The organism is Streptomyces sp. NBC_01232 (assembly GCF_035989885.1).
In the GTDB taxonomy this organism is placed as follows: Bacteria; Actinomycetota; Actinomycetes; order Streptomycetales; family Streptomycetaceae; genus Streptomyces.
Genome location: NZ_CP108518.1, coordinates 8324763 through 8340461, shown reverse-complemented (window position 1 = coordinate 8340461; position 15699 = coordinate 8324763). Strand labels below are relative to the sequence as shown.

Sequence of the window (15699 nt, the reverse complement as noted above, 5' to 3'; positions counted from 1 at the left end):
TCTGCCCAGGTTGTTCCGGACCAGCGCCAAACAACCCACCAGTCTAGTGCGCCATCAAGGGTTTTCTTGTTGAAGCCTTGCGCGTGGCTGGGAAGAGACGGTATTGCGGCCGCGGCGTGTCGGGACGCGGGGCCCGCGCGGAGCGTGAGCGACCGCTCGCATATCGTCGGCCGGTATGACCGATCGTTTGGCGCCCGTGTCGCGCTTCCTCGTCCTCCACGACTACGGCATGGGCGGCTCGTGGTGGTGGGTCCACGCGCGCTCGGTCCGGGAGGTGCGCGAGACGTTCGCGGACGTGGAGGTCGTCGACACCCCGGCCACCGTGGAGGCGGCCGAGGGCTGGGACCTGGACGAGGCCTGGGCCGACGGGACCACCACGCCCGCGGGGCTGGACGGACTTCGGGCCAAGCGGGACGCCCAGCGCGGCCGCGAGGGTTTCGGCGCGCTCGCCGACCGGAAGATCACGTGGCTGCGGCGGCGCTGGGATGACGAGGACGACGAGGACCACACGCTCTACCTGATGGAGGTCGAAGCCGACGGCCGCAGGCTGCGCCAGGTCGAGTTGGCCCCGGACGGGCCCGGTGTGCGCAGCGGCCCGGACGACTGGCCCTTCAACCCGCCCGTCGTGGACCTCTACGACCCGGAACTCGTGGGCATGGAGATCGGCAGGGACGAGTTCGAAGCGGCCTGGCGCGCCGCCCGTCACATGGAAGTGGACGAGGGCGAGGACTGGTAGGGCAGGGGGGCGCCCGCGGCTACGTGCAGTCCGGGCACAGTCCGCGATAGGTGACCTCGACCCCGGACACCGTGAAGCCGAAGCGCTCGTCCGCCGGGAGGCCGGCCAGCGGGTTGCCGGTCGGGTGGACATCGCGGATGAGGCCGCAGGCGGAGCACACCAGATGCTGGTGCGGATGGTGCGCGTTGGGGTCGTAGCGCTTCGCCCGGCCGTCGGTCGTGACCTCCGCGACCTCGCCGAGGGCCACCAGCTCGCCCAGGGCGTTGTAGACGGTCGCCCGGGAGATCTCCGGCAGTCGCTGCACCGCGCGGGCGTGCACCTCGTCCGCCGTGAGGTGTACGTGGTCGCCGTCGAGGACCTCCGCGACCACACGCCGCTGGGACGTCATCCGCCAGCCACGCCCGCGCAAACGCTCCAGCAGGTCACTCATACAGGCCCACCTGTTCAGGTTCGACGGGATGTCCCGAAGTCTGCGGATCCGCATCCGGAATCCGATTGGATGTGGTCCTGGTGTTCTTCTTGACTTGGATTCCGTCCATCGTAGGATCGGTTTCGTGGATAGCCAAGAGACGGGAAGACACCAGAGCGGCAGGTGACGAAGACGTGCCGGACCACCGCCGAGGAGCTGCGCGGGGCCGAGCACGCGCGTGACCGGCCGCCGGCGTCCCCCCGCTCACTGCCGTCCGGGACGGTGACCCCTCGGCGTCGAGGCGATCGGCGAGGCCGAGCCCACGTACCGGCCGAGCCCACGTACTCGGGGCCCTGCGCCCCGGCTGTTCCATCGCATTCAGTCGCATTCAGTTCCTGAACACCGTGATCCGCCTGGTACGGAAGGATTCCCATGTCTGAGAACCACGATGCAATCGTCACGGACGCCAAGTCCGAGGGCGGGGAGGGCTGTCCCGTTGCCCACGGACGTGCCCCGCACCCGACTCAAGGCGGCGGAAACCGCCAGTGGTGGCCCGAACGTCTCAACCTGAAGATCCTCGCCAAGAACCCGGCCGTGGCCAACCCGCTGGGCGAGGAGTTCGACTACGCGGCGGCGTTCCGGACCCTCGACCTTCCCGCCGTGAAGCGGGACATCGCGGAGGTGCTGACCACCTCGCAGGACTGGTGGCCCGCCGACTTCGGCCACTACGGTCCGTTCATGATCCGGATGGCCTGGCACAGCGCGGGCACCTACCGGATCAGCGACGGCCGCGGCGGCGCGGGAGCCGGCCAGCAGCGCTTCGCGCCGCTCAACAGCTGGCCGGACAACGGCAACCTGGACAAGGCCCGCCGCCTGCTGTGGCCCGTCAAGAAGAAGTACGGACAGAACCTGTCCTGGGCCGACCTGATGATCCTGACCGGCAACGTGGCCCTGGAGCAGATGGGCTTCGACACGTTCGGCTTCGGCGGCGGCCGCGCCGATGTCTGGGAGCCCGACGAGGACGTGTACTGGGGCCCCGAGACCACCTGGCTCGACGACGAGCGCTACACCGGTGACCGCGAGCTGGAGAACCCCCTCGGCGCCGTCCAGATGGGCCTCATCTACGTCAACCCCGAGGGCCCGAACGGCACCCCCGACCCGATCGCCGCGGCCCGCGACATCCGTGAGACGTTCCGCCGGATGGCGATGAACGACGAGGAGACGGTGGCCCTGATCGCGGGCGGCCACACCTTCGGAAAGACCCACGGCGCGGGCCCGGCGGAGAGCGTCGGCGCCGACCCGGAGGCCGCCCCGCTGGAGGCGCAGGGCCTGGGCTGGAGCAACTCCTTCGGCACCGGCAAGGGCGCCGACGCGATCACCAGCGGCCTTGAGGGCATCTGGACCAACACCCCCATCACCTGGGACAACAGCTTCTTCGAGATCCTGTTCGGCTATGAGTGGGAGCTGTTCAAGAGCCCCGCCGGGGCGCACCAGTGGCGGCCGAAGGACGGCGCCGGCGCAGGTACCGTGCCCGATGCCCACGACGCGTCGAAGACCCACGCCCCGACGATGCTCACGACCGATCTCTCGCTGCGGATCGACCCGGCCTACGAGCAGATCTCGCGGCGCTTCCTGGAGAACCCGGCCGAGTTCGCCGATGCGTTCGCGCGCGCCTGGTTCAAGCTGACGCACCGCGACATGGGCCCGGTCGTGCGCTACCTCGGCCCGGAGGTCCCGGCCGAGACGCTGCTCTGGCAGGACCCGCTGCCCGCCGTGGCGCACGAACTCGTCGACGCCGCCGACGTCGCCGCTCTCAAGCGTGAGGTCCTCGCCTCGGACCTGACCGTGTCCCAGCTCGTCTCGGCCGCGTGGGCCTCGGCCTCGTCCTTCCGCGGCAGCGACAAGCGCGGCGGTGCCAACGGCGGGCGTATCCGCCTCCAGCCGCAGAGCGGCTGGGAGGTCAACGACCCCGACCAGCTCGCCGCGGTGCTGCGCACCCTGACGGGGATCCAGGAGTCCTTCAACTCCGCCCAGAGCGGCGGCAAGCGGATCTCGCTCGCGGACCTGATTGTGCTGGCCGGCGCCGCCGCCGTCGAACAGGCCGCCGAGGACGCCGGCTTCGTCGTTCAGGTCCCCTTCACCCCGGGCCGCGTGGACGCGACGCAGGAACAGACGGACGTGGAGTCGTTCGCCGCGCTGGAGCCGGTCGCCGACGGGTTCCGCAACTACATCGGGAAGGGCAACCGGCTGCCGGCCGAGTACCTGCTGCTCGACCGGGCGAACCTGCTGACCCTGAGCGCCCCCGAGATGACGGTCCTGGTCGGCGGCCTGCGCGTACTGGGCGCGAACCACCAGCAGACGCCGCTCGGCGTCCTCACCGCGACCCCCGGGTCCCTCACCAACGACTTCTTCGTCAACCTGCTCGACCTGGGCACGACGTGGACGGCGACGTCCGAGGACGCGCACGCGTTCGAGGGCCGCGACGGCGCCACGGGCCGGGTCAAGTGGACCGGCAGCCGTGCCGACCTGGTCTTCGGGTCGAACTCGGAGCTGCGCGCGCTCGCGGAGGTCTACGCGAGCGACGACGCGAAGGAGAAGTTCGTGAAGGACTTCGTCGCGGCGTGGGACAAGGTGATGAACCTGGACCGGTTCGACCTCGCCCGGCCGTGACGTCCGGGCCGGCCCGTGGGGGCCGGCCCGCCCCTCGAGGTACGCGGCCGGGCCCGCGTACCTCCACGACGGACCGCCCGACCCGGGCTGCTGGAAGGCGGAGCAATGGAGATGATCTTCCGGAAGCTTCCGGACGACCGCCACGAACTGGAGGTGCGCGGCCGACGGGCCCCGATGTCCGGCTGGCCGCGCAGCCCACGGGTCCGTCCATGCCGCACGACCTCGTGCACGCTGCGGTCGAGAGCGCGCTCGGGATCAACGACGGCTTCTGGGGGGCCACGGCGCAGGGGGCCACGTTCGAAGGCTTCGCACCAGTCGCGCCGACCCGCCACCGCCGCTCCGGACTGAAGGTCCTGCGGCGCGAGGGCGATGCGGTCATGCGGGCCGAACTGGCCGTCAACTGGGCCTACCGGGTCTGGTCGGGACAGCGTACGGAGGGCAGGGGGCTGGGCCGGAGCCCCCTGGACGAGCGGCAGATCGCCCTGGCCTCGGCCGCGCTCGACCGCGCGGCCGAGCGCTGGTCCGAGGTGGCCGAAGGCGAGTCCCTCGTCTGGCAGTGGTGAACCGACGCCGGTCCGCGTCTCCACGTGGACCGGCGTCGGCTCCCCGGGCGGCGGGGGCTGCCGCTACGCGCCCGTGCCGCCGGGCCACGGCCGGCCCGACTCGACGAGGGCCGTTGCCCGGTCCACGGCGTCCAGTTCTTCCTGACGCCCCATCAGCACCAGCTGCTTCCGGTAGCGCTTCAGCGCCTTGAGGAGCAGGAGGTCTCGGGACGGCTCCATGGCGTACATGCGGCGGGCCGCGTCGACCGCCTCGGCCCGCAGGGCCAGAGCTGTTTCGGGCAGGTGGGCGAAGTCCTGGCGGCTGTACTCGTACAACGCGATGGTCAGCAGCGGCAGATAGGCCAGCGGGCTCACTCGGGCGAGCACACGGTAGGCGGCGACCTCGTGGCGGACGGGCAGGGTCTGTGATCCGAGGAGGGCCACTCGGGCTCGGAGGACCGCATCGTGATTGGCGTTCGCTGAGAAGGTCATGACGGTGATTCTGAAAGCCGCACAGGGGTCCGAACAAGGGCAATTCACTGTGCCCTTGATCCTACGAAAACCGCCTCTGACCTGTCATGATTGATACGTATTCACCCTGTGGACCGCAGTGCGGGTCAGCAGCCGAGGAAGGACAGCCGGACCTGACGCCGCGGGTTGTCCCGGTTGGTGTCCACGAGGGTGACGGACTGCCAGGTTCCGAGTTCCAGCATTCCGTCGATCACGGGCAGCGTCGCGTGGGGCGGGACGATCGCGGGCAGTACGTGGTCCCGGCCGTGACCGGGGGATCCGTGCCGGTGCCGCCAGCGGTCGTCGGCGGGCAGGAGGGACTCCAGGGCCTTGAGGAGGTCGTCGTCGCTGCCCGCTCCCGTCTCGATGACGGCGAGTCCGGCGGTCGCGTGCGGCGTGAAGACGTTGAGCAGTCCGCTCCGGCCCCCGGCCACCTCCCGCAGGAACGCGGCGCAGGCGTCGGTCAGGTCGTGGACGGTCTCCCGGTCTCCGGTCGTCACGTCGATCGTTCGTGAAACAAAGGTGTCGGCCATGGCTGCATCCTCGCGCCCCGGCTCCCCAGGTGCGCGCAACCTCGGCCGGTGTCGGCCGGACCGGCGGGCCACTTACGATGATCGCAGGGGCTCGATCCGTCCCCGCTCACGCTCCGGGGGATTCGCGACCGAGGTGACCGAGGTGACCGATCCGCCCGGTACGCCGTCTGCTGCTCGTCGAGGACGACGCGGTGATCCGCGACACCGTCCGCATCGCGCTGGAGCGGTACGGCTTCGCGATCTCGGTCGCGGCGGACGGACTGACGGGCCTGGAGCTGTTCCGGGAGCAGCGACCCGACCTGCTGATCCTGGACGTGATGCTCCCCGAGCTCGACGGTGTGGGGCTGTGCCAGTGTCTGGCGCGAGGCCGGCACGGCCGTGTCGGCGCTGATCGACGCCGTGCGCGCACTGCGGACGATGGGCCGCGCCGCCCGGCTCGTCGAGCAGGGCCCGCGCGTACCGCGCGCCACCCGCGACACCGCCCGACGCCTCGCCCCGGCAGTGCGCGGCACCGGCGTCGGCGATGACGACGACGCCCGATGAGGGCGTCGTGGAGACGGCACGTCAGCGCTTCACTCGACGCCCAGCAGACGCCGGCGCTCGTCGGGGCGGGAGGCGAACTCCGCGCAGGATGCCCGGTGGACGATGCTCCCCTTCCGCATGACGGCGACGTGCTCGGCGACCGAGAGGGCGAGCCCCAGGTTCTGCTCGACCAGGACGACCGTCATGCCCTGCGCGCCGACCTCTCGGATCACCTCCCCCACCTGGGCCACGATCGCCGGGGCGAGGCCGTCGGACGGCTCGTCGAGGAGGAGCAGGCCCGGATTGCCCAGCAGGGCCCTGGCGATCGCGAGCATCTGCTGTTCCCCTCCGGAGAGTTCGTCGCCCCGGTGCCCGAGCCGCTCCCCCAGCCGCGGCAGCAGGTCGAGGATCCGTGCCCGGGTCCACGGCCCCTGCGCGGGTCGGCGCCGTGCGGCGATCGCGAGGTGCTCCGCCACGGTCAGCGGCGCGAACACCCGGCGCCCCTGGGGTACGACACCCACCCCGGCCCGGGCGATCACGTCGACGCGGGCCCCGGCGAGCTCCCGGCCGCCGAGCGTGATGATGCCTTCGTACGGCCGGACGAAGCCCATGACGGTCGAGATGAGGGTGGTCTTGCCGACCCCGTTGCGTCCGAGGACCGCGATGATCCCGCCCTGCTCGACATCGAGGTCGACGCCGCTCAGGACCACACCGCCGGCGTAGCCGGAGCGCAGTCCGCGCACGTGGAAGAACGGCTTCACGAGGAGACCTCCGTGGTGGTGCCCAGGTAGGCCTGCTGGACCTCGGCGGAGGCCCGCACCTGATCCGGTGTGCCGGTGGTGAGGTGCCGGCCGAGGTGCATGACGGTGACGGTGTCGGCGAGTTCGAAGACCATGTCGAGGTCGTGTTCGACGAGGAGCACGGTCACCTCGTCGGGCAGCGCCGCGATCAGTTCCGTGAGGCGCTGCGTCTCCGCCGGTGACATGCCGGCGGCCGGTTCGTCCATGAGCAGCAGCCGCGGTTCGGTGGCCAGCGCGACGGCGACTTCGAGCTGCCGCCGTTCGCCGTGGGAGAGGGCGGCCGCCGCGAGGTCGTGCCGGTCGGGCAGCCCCACGCGTTCCAGCAGGGTGCGTGCCCGTGCGAGGGCCTCCGCCCGGGCACTCACCTTCCGCCATCCGCCGAGCCCCGTCCCGGCCCCCGCCCCCGTCCGGAGCAGGGCGGCGAGCAGGACGTTCTCCAGCACGGTCTCCCGCATGAACAGGCTGGAGTGCTGGAAGGTCGCGGCCGTTCCGAGTCCGACCCGGCGGTGCACGGGCAGCCGGGTCACGTCCCGCCCGTCCAGGGTGATGGTTCCGGTACTGGTGGTCAGGGTTCCGGAGATGAGGCCGAACAGCGTTGATTTTCCGGCGCCGTTGGGGCCGATGATCGCGTGCCGCGCGCCGGCACGCACGGTGAGGGACACCTCGTCGACGGCGGTGAAGGACCCGAAGTGCTTCGACACTCCGCGTAGGTGCAGTAGGTCGAGATCGCTCACGCCGTCCTCTTCCGGCTCGGCTGGTGCGGGAGCCGTACGCCGGCCAGCCCGCGGGGCAGTGTGTAGACGGCGACGATGAAGAGCAGCCCGAGCAACAGCGGCCCGTGTCCGGCGACGGCTTCGAGGTTTCCGAGGTAGTCACGGGTCAGCCAGATGAGCGCGGCCGCCGCGCAGGCCCCCCGTATCGAGCCGGAGCCGCCGATGACGACGGCGAGCAGTGCGAGGGCGGCGATCTCGAATCCGGCGTCGCCGGGTGACACGAAGCGCTGCACCGAGACCCACAGCGACCCGGCGGCGCCGGCCAGCGCGGCGGCGCCGCAGTAGACGGTCAGGGCGTACCGACGGGTGGGGTAGCCGATGGCCTTCATGCGGGGTTCGTTGTCGCGGATCCCGCGCAGGGCGAGGGCGAACGGGGTCGAGTCCAGGCGGGTGACGGCCGCGAGGAGCAGCAGGAACATGGCCAGCACGTAGAAGTAGACGAGCCCGTCGAGCTCCAGGGCGGGCATGCCGGGCAGCGGTACGACGGGCGGGACGCCCGAGATCCCGTCGCTGCCGCCGGTCACCGGCTTCCAGTTGACGGCTGCGCTGTAGACGATCTCGCCGATGGCCAGCGTCAGCATGAGGAACACCACGCCGCGGGCCCGGACGGCCAGCCATCCGGTGGGCACGGCCACCAGCGCGGAAACGCCTGCCGCGATGAGGAGTTGGATCGGTCCGATGTCGGTGAGGCCCTTGGCGACGATCGCCGCGGTGTAGGCGCCGACGCCGAAGTAGGCGGACTGGCCGAGGGTCGGGAGCCCGGTCAGCCCGGTGAGCAGGTTCACGCTCAGCGCGAGCAGGGCGAACACGAGGATCCGCGACAGGGTGGAGATGGCGTACGGGCCGAGCAGGAAGGGGGCCAGGGCCAGCCCGAGGAGTACGGCGGCCCCTGCCGATCGGGAGGTCCGGGAGGTCCGGAACGCGCTCATGTGCGCACCGCCGACGGGACCAGGCCGTGCGGGCGGACCACGAGTACCACCAGCATGGCGCCGAAGAGGAGGAAGGGCGCGTACTGCGGGAGCAGTGCCACCCCGAGGGTCTGGACCTGGCCGATGAGCAGTGCCCCGGCGAGGGCGCCGCGCACGGATCCGAGGCCGCCGACGACCACGACGACGAGGGAGAGGACGAGCACGCTCTCGTCGACGCCCGGGCCGGGTCCCAGGATCGGCGCGCCGAGGACACCGCCGACGGCTGCCAGGGCCGCGCCCAGCGCGAAGACCCCGTAGAGCACCTTGCGGACGTCGACGCCCTGGGCCCGGACCATGTCGCGGTCCGCGACGGTGGCCCGTACGAGCGCTCCGAGCGAGCTGCGTTCGAAGACGAGGTGGACGAGCACCGCGAGGCAGGCCGCGACGGCGATGAACACCAGCCGGTAGACGGGATACGTGTGGCCGAGCAGGTTCACCGTCCCGCGCAGCGGTACCGGCGGATCCGTCGGCAGGACCTCGCTGCCGAAGGCGGCGGCGAGGAGGTCGGCGACGATGAACGTGATGCCGAGGGTGAGCACGGCCTGGTCCAGATGTCCGCGCCGGGCCAGCGGCTGCGTGAGCAGTGTCAGCACCGCTCCCCCGAGGGCGCCTACCAGGGCGCCGGCCGCGAGGGCGAGGAGCAGGCCCGGCAGGGTTCCGTCGGACAGTGCGTAGGCCGTGTAGGCGCCCGCGAGGTAGAGGGTGCCGTGCGCCAGGTTGAGGACGTCCATCATGCCGAAGACCAGGGAGAGGCCGACGGCGATCGTGAAGAGCAGCAGCCCGAACGCGATGCCGTCGACGACGCTGACGAGGTTGCCGTCGAGCCATCCGGGCATCTCAGCCGCCCAGTCGGCCGAGGTCGCCGGCGACGGTGTTGGCGCCCTGCCTGACCTCGCGCAGGTACCAGGGCTGGATCGGTGTGCCGCCGCTGTTGAACCGCCAGGTGCCGCGCGGGCTGTCGATGTCCCCCACCGTGGAGATGGCGGCATTGACCGATTCCGGGGTCACGGTGGCACCGGCCGCCTTGATCGCCTTGTCGAGGACCTGCGCCGCGTCCCATGACGCCATCGCGTAGGTGGTCGGCTCCGTGCCGTGGGCGGCCCGGTAGGCCGGCGCGAACTGCCGGTTGGCGGCGTTGTCCAGGTCGGCGCTGTAGTTGAGGGCGGTGAGGACACCGTTCGCGGCGTCTCCCTGGCCCTTCAGTACGCCGCCCTCGGTGAGGAAGCCGGGTGCGTAGAGCGGGATCCGGCCGGCCAGGCCGAAGTCACGGTACTGCTTGACGAAGTCGACGGCCGCGCCGCCTGCGTAGAAGCAGAAGACCGCCTTCGCGCCGGAGTTCTCGATCTGCGAGAGGTAGGGCTGGAAGTTCTTGGTCCCCGGGAACGGGGTGTAGACCTCCTCCCCCGCGATCTTGCCGCCGGCGGCCAGGAAGGTGGACTTGAAGCCCTCGATCTCGTCCTTGCCCGCCTGGTAGCCCGCGGCGATGAGGAAGACCGGGCCCCCGGCCCGCTCGGCGACGTGCTTGCCGAGCGCCTTGCCCGGCTCGTCGTTGACGTACGAGGTGCGCCAGATGTACTTGGTTCCGGTCAGGGTCGTCGGTGAGGCGTTCGAGCCGACGAGCGGGATCCGGCCGGTCTCGAACAGGTCCTTGACCCCGTTGACGGTGGCCGAGCTGACCACGCCGCTGACCGCCAGTACCCGGTCCTGCTTGACGAGCTTCTCCGCCGCCGCCTTGCCCGAGTCGGCCGTCTCCCCCTCGTCCGCGATCACGATCTCGACCTCGCGGCCGCCGAGTCTGCCGCCGTGCTGTCGGACGTAGAGCTCGAAGCCCTGCTTCATGTCGTCGCCGAGCGCCTTGTAGGTGCCGGACCGGGGAACGAGGAGCCCGATCCTCACGGGCCCCTTCTGCTTGCTGTCTTCGCCGGTACCGAGACTCGCGCCGCCGCACCCCGTGGCCAGCAAGAGGCTCGTGGTGACGGTGATCAGAACCAGGGGGCGAAAGCGACCTGCCATGGAGACTCCGTACGTTGTCGACGGCCCTCGCGGACCGGATGCTGCTCCTGAGGTGACACGTGTCTATCGTGAAATATCGACGGCCGTCAAGAGATCGCAACATACCCGTTGGAGTGTCGCCCCACCCCTTGACCGGCGTCTCACATGTGCCGTAGCACTAACCATCGTCAATTTCGCGCTATACCACTTCGGTGGGCGAATTCATGATCAGTCAGGGAGTGAAGCACCATGACCGACGATCCATCACGGCGCAGAGTCCTCAGGAACACCGGGGTGCTGACCGGTGCCGCGCTGCTCTCCGGCATCCCCGGCGGCCCGGCCGCCGCGGCGCAGGCCGCCCCGCCGGCGGGCGGGACCCCGCTCGTCGTGGAGCCGCCCGCGGGACGGCTGCGCGGAAGCGTCGAAGGCGGGCTGACCGTGTTCAAGGGCGTGCCCTACGCCGCTCCCCCGGTCGGCGCTCTGCGGTGGCGCCCCGCCCAGCCCCACCCGGGGTGGCAGGGGACACGCGATGCGACCGCCTTCGGGCCGAGCGCCCCGCAGCTGTACCGGGAAGGGGGCGACGCGGTGCTCGGAACCCACGGCGCTCCCCCGTTCAGCGAGGACTGCCTCACCCTCAACATCTGGACGCCCCGCGCCGACGACGCCAAGCGGCCCGTCCTGGTCTGGATCCACGGAGGCGGCTTCATCTCCGGATCCGGCTCCCTGCCCCACTACTCCGGCGAAACCTTCGCGCGGAACGGCGACATGGTCGTCGTGACCCTCAACTACCGTCTCGGACCGCTGGGCTACCTCTACTTCGGCGAGGAGGGCGCCGACGGGAACTTCTGGCTCACCGACCAACTCGCCGCGCTGCGCTGGGTACGGGACAACATCGCCGCGTTCGGCGGCGACCCGGACGACATCACCCTCGCCGGGCAGTCCGGCGGCGCACTCTCGGTCGCCGCCCTCGCCGGCGCCCGGCCCACCGGGCGCCCGCTGTTCCGGCGCGCCATCCTGCAGAGTCCGCCGCTCGGACTGCAGATCCCCGGCCGCGCGGAGTCCCTCCGGCGCAGCGCCACCTACCTCGAGATCCTCGGGGTCAGGAACGTGACGGAGCTACGGGCCCTCCCCTGGCCCCAGTTGATCGGCGCCACCATCGAGATGTTCCGGCGCACCGGACGGTGGGGGTACTGGTCGACCCCGTTCCTGCCGGTGCTCGACGACGCGACGCTGACCCGCCGGCCGGCCGACCTGCTGCTCAGCGGCCCGGGGGCGGACATCGACGTCCTGATCGGATGGACCAGGGAAGAGGCCACCTTCGCCTTCGCGCTCAACGAGCCCTACGCCGCCGCCACCAAGGACCAAGTGCTCGCGCGGGCGCGGGACACCTTCGGGGCCCGTGCGGCCGAGGCCTACACGGCGTACGAGGAGGCCCGGCCGGGGTCCCGCCCGGTCGACGTCCTCATGGACCTGATCGGCGACGACCTGTTCCGCATCCCCGGGATCGACCTGGCCGAGCGGCGCGCGGCCCACGGACGGCCGGTCTGGGCGTACCAGTTCGACCTCCCGACGCCCGCGCACAACGGGCAACTGGCCTCGCCGCACTGTCTGGAGCTGCCGTTCGTCTTCAACAACTTCGACAAGTGGTCGCAGGCGCCGTTCCTGGCGGGGCTGAACCCGAGGATCCGTGACGGTCTCGCCGGCGCCGTGCACGCGTCCTGGATCTCCTTCATCCGCACCGGTGATCCCAACCGCAGCCCCATGCCGCACTGGCAGCGCTACGAACGCAACGCACGGACCACCATGAGCCTGGACTCGGTCACCGGCGCCGTTGACGACCTCGCCGGGTACTGGCGGCGTCTGCACCGTCCGACGTCGCGACAGGCCGCCCGCCAGGACGGTCCCGGGGCGGACTGACCGCAAGGGTCACCTCGCCTGCGACGCGACCGTCCGTCCGCCCGTCCGCCCGTCCGTCCGTCCGTCCGTGGAACGGTGCCGTGCTCGAGCCGCGGCGCCCGGTACCGCGGCCCGGGCGCACTGTCGGGCGGGCTGTCTCTCGTCCCGGGTTGGTCCGACCGGTCGGACCTGCCGGTGAGTCGCGCCGGGGTGTTCCGGGTGGCGGGAAAGCCGAGGTTATGAATGAGATCGCATGACCGTTTTGTCATGTGACCATCCATGAGCATCAACACTTCAGGAGCCACACGATGCGCCCCATCAGAGCCGCCTGTCTCGGCACGGCCACCGCCCTGGTTGCCCTTCTCGCCTGGGCCCCTGCCGTGACCGCAGACGCGACGGACTCCCCTGCCGCCCACGCCAAGCCCCAAAAGCAACGGGTCATCACACTGACCGGCAGGCTCGCGCAGCAGTCGCGCTTCCCCGTCAACTCCAGCGGTCCCTCCCAGGGTGATCGGACCGTCGTCCGCTCGACCCTCCATGACGCGGCCGGCAACCAGGTCGGCGAAACCGGCGGCACCTGCACCACCACCCGGGTCACCGAGGGCGGAGCGGAGGCGTGCTACGTGACCTACGTCCTCCCGGGCGGCCAGCTCTCCGTGCAGGGGATGGTCTTCGGCATCGTGCCGGGCCCTCCCGGTTCGTTCGACAACGCGATCACCGGCGGCACCGGGGAATTCGACCGGGCTCGTGGCTCGGTCCACGTCGGGCCGATCGTCAATGGCGCGAGGACATTCACGATCTACCTGAAGTGACCGGCCCTGCCCCCGCCCGTCGAGAAGGCCCGACGCCCCCTAGGGGGCGTCCGCCGCCTCCTCGGTCAGGCCGGTGACCTCCTGCACGTGCCGCAGGCTGGGCGGGGCGAGCACCTCGTTGAGCTGCTGGAAGATCTGCCGCGCGGCCACCGCGTTCCAGTCGGCCGGGAGCAGCTCGGCGGGCAGTCCGGGGTCGAGGTACGGCAGGCGGCGCCACTGGGTGAGCATGGGCACGTAGTGGCGGAAGGCCTCGGCGCCGTCGATGCCGGGCTGCCCGGTCAGGCCCGCGGCGACGGGGCCGTACGCCTGGGTGAACCCGGCGTACTGCTCCTCGATCGCCGGGAAGTCCCACCAGGAGCTGACGGTCCCGGGCAGGTCGCTGAAGGCGGCGTACTCGGCGGCGAACAGGTGCACGTAGTCGCTGAGGCCGAGCCGTACGAGCATGTCACGGGCGTCGCCGAGGAGTCGGCCCGGCGCCAGCCACACGCCCGGGGCGATGTTGCCGAAGCCCAGCCAGGTCAGCCGGGTGCGCAGCTGGTAGCGGTAGGAGCGCTCGGACTCCGGTACGGAGAAGACGGCCATGGCCCAGCCGTCGCTCAGCTTCGCCGGCTCCAGGCTGCCGAAGATGCGCCGGTCGCCCTCGTCGAAGACGGGTTGCGCACCCGGGCTGAGCCGGTAGCCGGTGGCGCCCCGGCGTTCCGGTTCGAGGACGCCCTTCTTCTTGAGCCGGGAGATCGCCGAGCGCGCCGCCGGGCCGTCCACGTCGAGCTCGGACATCAGGGTGATCAGATCGGCGACGGAGATCCAGCCTCCGAGCCGTCGCAGGAACGCCCCGTAGACCGTGTTGATCAACGAGCTGGGCCTGAGGGGACTGTCCGCCATGATCGCCTTCCGTCGTCTGCGGTGGCGATCCTACCGACCTGGGCGAACGCGGCGCCGCCCAGGTCACGGTCCCCGCGGCCATGGTCAGAGGCGGGCGGCGCGCTTGAGCAGGCCCAGGTCCACGAACTTGAAGTCGGTGTCGGTCCGGGCCTCCCCGTCGGGTCCGGTGGTCGCGGGGGTGTTGTGGCCGTCCTGAACGACCAGCAGGCCGTTGGGGAACTTCCTGCCCAGCGGTTCGCTCGTGACCGCGGCGCCGTCGCTCTCCTGGGCGCCGTCCGGCGAGCTCGGCCCGGCGCCGTCGCCGATGCGGAAGCCGCGGACGTACGCGTTGCCGTGCCCGCGGTCGAAGACGGCGAAGGTGTCGTCGCCCTGGCTGGAGGCCAGCAGGTAGCCGCGGCGGGCGGGCTGCGCGGGGTCGCGCCAGATGGTCAGGCCCTCGACGTCGGCCGCGATGTGCCGGCCGCCGAAGCCGGGGTCGGCGCCCGCTGTGCATTCCTCGGTTGCGGGGTTCCAGGTGCCGGGTACGCCGTAGGAGCGGACCTTCTCGATCAGGCGTGCGGGTGACCGCAGGTCGGCGTCGAGCTTCCAGATGCCCACGTCCTCCTGGCCTGCGTAGAGGTCACCGGTGTCGGGATCGATGACCATGCCCTCCACCTGGGGTTCCTCGCCCGGTTCCGCGCACGGTGCCCACGTCTTTCCGTCGGGCAGGGTGAAGGAGGAGGGCAGCGAGGTGGTGCGGACGGTGCGGTAGCCGACCTTTCCGCCGGCGTTCGGCAGGAGCTCGGCCAGCGCGAGGGCTGTGGCGTGGCGCCGGCTGGTGACCGCGTACGAGCGGCCGCTGCGGCGGTCGGTGTAGGCGGCGAGTCCGTAGGCGGTCCGCTGCTCGTTGACCTCGTCCTGGCCGGCGGAGAAGACGTGCGGGGCGGCCGTCTCGTCGGTGACGTCGACCAGCGGGGCGGTGGGCCGCTTCGGGTCGATCCGGTAGACGCGCAGCTGGTCGCGGCCTCGGTCGGAGACGACGGCCACGTCGTGGCGGCCGTCCGGGAAGCGGAGTCCGCTGATCAGGTCGACGTTGTTGAAGCGGCCGGGCATGTCTCCCTCCCGCGGCGGCGGGGGCGCCGGCAGGCTCTGCACCTGACGGCCGTCCAGGTCGTAGACGCGCAGGCCGCCCTCCTTGGCGGTGGCGATCACCAGGCTGCGGTCGGGGTTCTTCGCGTTGCGCCAGATCGCCGGGTCGTCGGCGTTCGCGTTGCCGCCGGCCTCGTCGTCGAAGAGGGAGGGCGTCTCCACGGAGGCAGACACCCGGGGCAGCGGCGGCGCCGAGGCGTCGCGGGCGTGCGCGGGCACCGCGATCACACCCAGTGCCACCACGGCCGCCGCGGTCACGGCCGGGGTCCGCCTGCTCGGGATCACGCGCATCTTGCCTCCTGGTGAGGGGTACGGGGTCGGGCCGGCCGCGTGGTGCGCGGAGTCGTCCGGCGCTCGGCGGCGGGCCGCCCCCACCGTGGGCCACGTGCGGGTGGCCCCCATGGAGCTGGCGTGACGTGCACATGACGGCATCGTGAAATCCGGCGCGCCCGTGGTCCTGCCGGGGACGTTCCCAGGGGCGCTCCCGAGGACACGCCGGACAGCTCACCAGAGCGGTCGCCCGAGA

16 protein-coding genes and 1 pseudogene are annotated in these 15699 nt (G+C 71.5%); 7 read left to right on the top strand and 10 right to left on the bottom strand.

Annotation, left to right across the window (positions count from 1 at the left end):
* The first annotated feature begins 175 nt into the window (after positions 1-175).
* A complete protein-coding gene (locus OG444_RS38350; protein WP_327266488.1) occupies positions 176-736 on the top strand; it encodes a hypothetical protein in 561 nt (186 codons plus the stop codon).
* A gap of 19 nt (positions 737-755) precedes the next feature.
* Here the strand turns inward: OG444_RS38350 and OG444_RS38345 are convergent, their stop codons facing one another.
* The gene (locus OG444_RS38345) at positions 756-1166 is read right to left on the bottom strand and encodes a Fur family transcriptional regulator (protein WP_327266487.1); all 411 of its coding nucleotides are present in this window, start codon (positions 1164-1166) and stop codon (positions 756-758) included.
* Between the two features lie 411 nt (positions 1167-1577).
* On the opposite strand from OG444_RS38345, the gene katG reads away from it, so the two are divergent.
* Positions 1578-3815 (top strand): catalase/peroxidase HPI, encoded by a 2238-nt coding sequence (katG, locus tag OG444_RS38340; protein WP_327266486.1) that lies wholly within the window; start codon positions 1578-1580, stop codon positions 3813-3815.
* Positions 3816-4024: 209 nt separating this feature from the next.
* Positions 4025-4378 carry a hypothetical protein gene (locus OG444_RS38335; RefSeq protein WP_327266485.1) on the top strand — a complete coding sequence of 118 codons (354 nt, stop codon included), beginning with the start codon at positions 4025-4027 and terminating at the stop codon, positions 4376-4378.
* Between the two features lie 63 nt (positions 4379-4441).
* Here the strand turns inward: OG444_RS38335 and OG444_RS38330 are convergent, their stop codons facing one another.
* On the bottom strand, positions 4442-4849 hold the full coding sequence (locus OG444_RS38330; RefSeq protein WP_327266484.1) for a hypothetical protein: 408 nt from the start codon (positions 4847-4849) through the stop codon (positions 4442-4444).
* A 125-nt stretch (positions 4850-4974) separates the two neighbouring features.
* Positions 4975-5400, bottom strand: a complete 426-nt coding sequence (locus OG444_RS38325; protein ID WP_327266483.1) for a secondary thiamine-phosphate synthase enzyme YjbQ — start codon at positions 5398-5400, stop codon at positions 4975-4977.
* Between the two features lie 149 nt (positions 5401-5549).
* Between OG444_RS38325 and OG444_RS38320 the strand changes: the two are divergent.
* Both OG444_RS38320 and OG444_RS38315 read left to right on the top strand, forming a co-directional pair.
* Positions 5550-5753 (top strand): annotated as a pseudogene (locus OG444_RS38320) (response regulator); the annotation flags it as partial.
* Between the two features lie 25 nt (positions 5754-5778).
* Complete coding sequence (locus tag OG444_RS38315; RefSeq protein WP_327266482.1) at positions 5779-5943, top strand: hypothetical protein; 165 nt, start codon at positions 5779-5781, stop codon at positions 5941-5943.
* Between the two features lie 29 nt (positions 5944-5972).
* Here the strand turns inward: OG444_RS38315 and OG444_RS38310 are convergent, their stop codons facing one another.
* From OG444_RS38310 to OG444_RS38290, 5 genes are read right to left on the bottom strand one after another with little or no spacing between them, the layout of a single operon-like run.
* Positions 5973-6683, bottom strand: coding sequence for an ABC transporter ATP-binding protein (locus OG444_RS38310; protein WP_327266481.1), 711 nt, complete (start codon positions 6681-6683; stop codon positions 5973-5975).
* The gene (locus tag OG444_RS38305; protein WP_327266480.1) at positions 6680-7456 is read right to left on the bottom strand and encodes an ABC transporter ATP-binding protein; all 777 of its coding nucleotides are present in this window, start codon (positions 7454-7456) and stop codon (positions 6680-6682) included. The genes OG444_RS38310 and OG444_RS38305 overlap by 4 nt, the downstream gene beginning before the upstream one ends.
* A complete protein-coding gene (locus OG444_RS38300; protein WP_327266479.1) occupies positions 7453-8424 on the bottom strand; it encodes a branched-chain amino acid ABC transporter permease in 972 nt (323 codons plus the stop codon). Before OG444_RS38300 ends, OG444_RS38305 begins: the two co-directional genes overlap by 4 nt.
* Positions 8421-9299, bottom strand: coding sequence for a branched-chain amino acid ABC transporter permease (locus OG444_RS38295; protein ID WP_327266478.1), 879 nt, complete (start codon positions 9297-9299; stop codon positions 8421-8423). The genes OG444_RS38300 and OG444_RS38295 overlap by 4 nt, the downstream gene beginning before the upstream one ends.
* Position 9300: 1 nt before the next feature.
* Positions 9301-10476 carry an ABC transporter substrate-binding protein gene (locus OG444_RS38290; protein ID WP_327266477.1) on the bottom strand — a complete coding sequence of 392 codons (1176 nt, stop codon included), beginning with the start codon at positions 10474-10476 and terminating at the stop codon, positions 9301-9303.
* A 228-nt stretch (positions 10477-10704) separates the two neighbouring features.
* Here OG444_RS38290 and OG444_RS38285 point away from each other — a divergent pair, with 228 nt between their 5' ends.
* Both OG444_RS38285 and OG444_RS38280 read left to right on the top strand, forming a co-directional pair.
* Positions 10705-12372, top strand: a complete 1668-nt coding sequence (locus tag OG444_RS38285) for a carboxylesterase/lipase family protein (RefSeq protein ID WP_327266476.1) — start codon at positions 10705-10707, stop codon at positions 12370-12372.
* Between the two features lie 287 nt (positions 12373-12659).
* Positions 12660-13163 (top strand): allene oxide cyclase barrel-like domain-containing protein, encoded by a 504-nt coding sequence (locus OG444_RS38280; protein WP_327266475.1) that lies wholly within the window; start codon positions 12660-12662, stop codon positions 13161-13163.
* Between the two features lie 39 nt (positions 13164-13202).
* Here OG444_RS38280 and OG444_RS38275 read toward each other — a convergent pair whose 3' ends face one another.
* Together OG444_RS38275 and OG444_RS38270 are read right to left on the bottom strand one after the other, a co-directional pair.
* Entirely contained in the window at positions 13203-14045 is an 843-nt protein-coding gene (locus OG444_RS38275) for a PaaX family transcriptional regulator (protein WP_327266474.1), read from the bottom strand.
* An 84-nt stretch (positions 14046-14129) separates the two neighbouring features.
* Positions 14130-15464: a phytase gene (locus OG444_RS38270; RefSeq protein WP_327266473.1), complete on the bottom strand. Its 1335-nt coding sequence runs from the start codon at positions 15462-15464 to the stop codon at positions 14130-14132.
* Between the last annotated feature and the right edge of the window lie 235 nt (positions 15465-15699).

What these genes read in the sequence shown, in the direction of transcription:
- OG444_RS38345 (WP_327266487.1), bottom strand. Translation starts at nt 1,166, where the DNA reads ATGAGTGACCTGCTGGAGCGTTTGCGCGGGCGTGGCTGGCGGATGACG.
- katG (WP_327266486.1), top strand. Translation starts at nt 1,578, where the DNA reads ATGTCTGAGAACCACGATGCAATCGTCACGGACGCCAAGTCCGAGGGC.
- OG444_RS38300 (WP_327266479.1), bottom strand. Translation starts at nt 8,424, where the DNA reads ATGAGCGCGTTCCGGACCTCCCGGACCTCCCGATCGGCAGGGGCCGCC.
- OG444_RS38335 (WP_327266485.1), top strand. Translation starts at nt 4,025, where the DNA reads ATGCCGCACGACCTCGTGCACGCTGCGGTCGAGAGCGCGCTCGGGATC.
- OG444_RS38280 (WP_327266475.1), top strand. Translation starts at nt 12,660, where the DNA reads ATGCGCCCCATCAGAGCCGCCTGTCTCGGCACGGCCACCGCCCTGGTT.
- OG444_RS38290 (WP_327266477.1), bottom strand. Translation starts at nt 10,476, where the DNA reads ATGGCAGGTCGCTTTCGCCCCCTGGTTCTGATCACCGTCACCACGAGC.
- OG444_RS38325 (WP_327266483.1), bottom strand. Translation starts at nt 5,400, where the DNA reads ATGGCCGACACCTTTGTTTCACGAACGATCGACGTGACGACCGGAGAC.
- OG444_RS38275 (WP_327266474.1), bottom strand. Translation starts at nt 14,045, where the DNA reads ATGGCGGACAGTCCCCTCAGGCCCAGCTCGTTGATCAACACGGTCTAC.
- OG444_RS38350 (WP_327266488.1), top strand. Translation starts at nt 176, where the DNA reads ATGACCGATCGTTTGGCGCCCGTGTCGCGCTTCCTCGTCCTCCACGAC.
- OG444_RS38330 (WP_327266484.1), bottom strand. Translation starts at nt 4,849, where the DNA reads ATGACCTTCTCAGCGAACGCCAATCACGATGCGGTCCTCCGAGCCCGA.
- OG444_RS38295 (WP_327266478.1), bottom strand. Translation starts at nt 9,299, where the DNA reads ATGCCCGGATGGCTCGACGGCAACCTCGTCAGCGTCGTCGACGGCATC.
- OG444_RS38285 (WP_327266476.1), top strand. Translation starts at nt 10,705, where the DNA reads ATGACCGACGATCCATCACGGCGCAGAGTCCTCAGGAACACCGGGGTG.
- OG444_RS38270 (WP_327266473.1), bottom strand. Translation starts at nt 15,464, where the DNA reads ATGCGCGTGATCCCGAGCAGGCGGACCCCGGCCGTGACCGCGGCGGCC.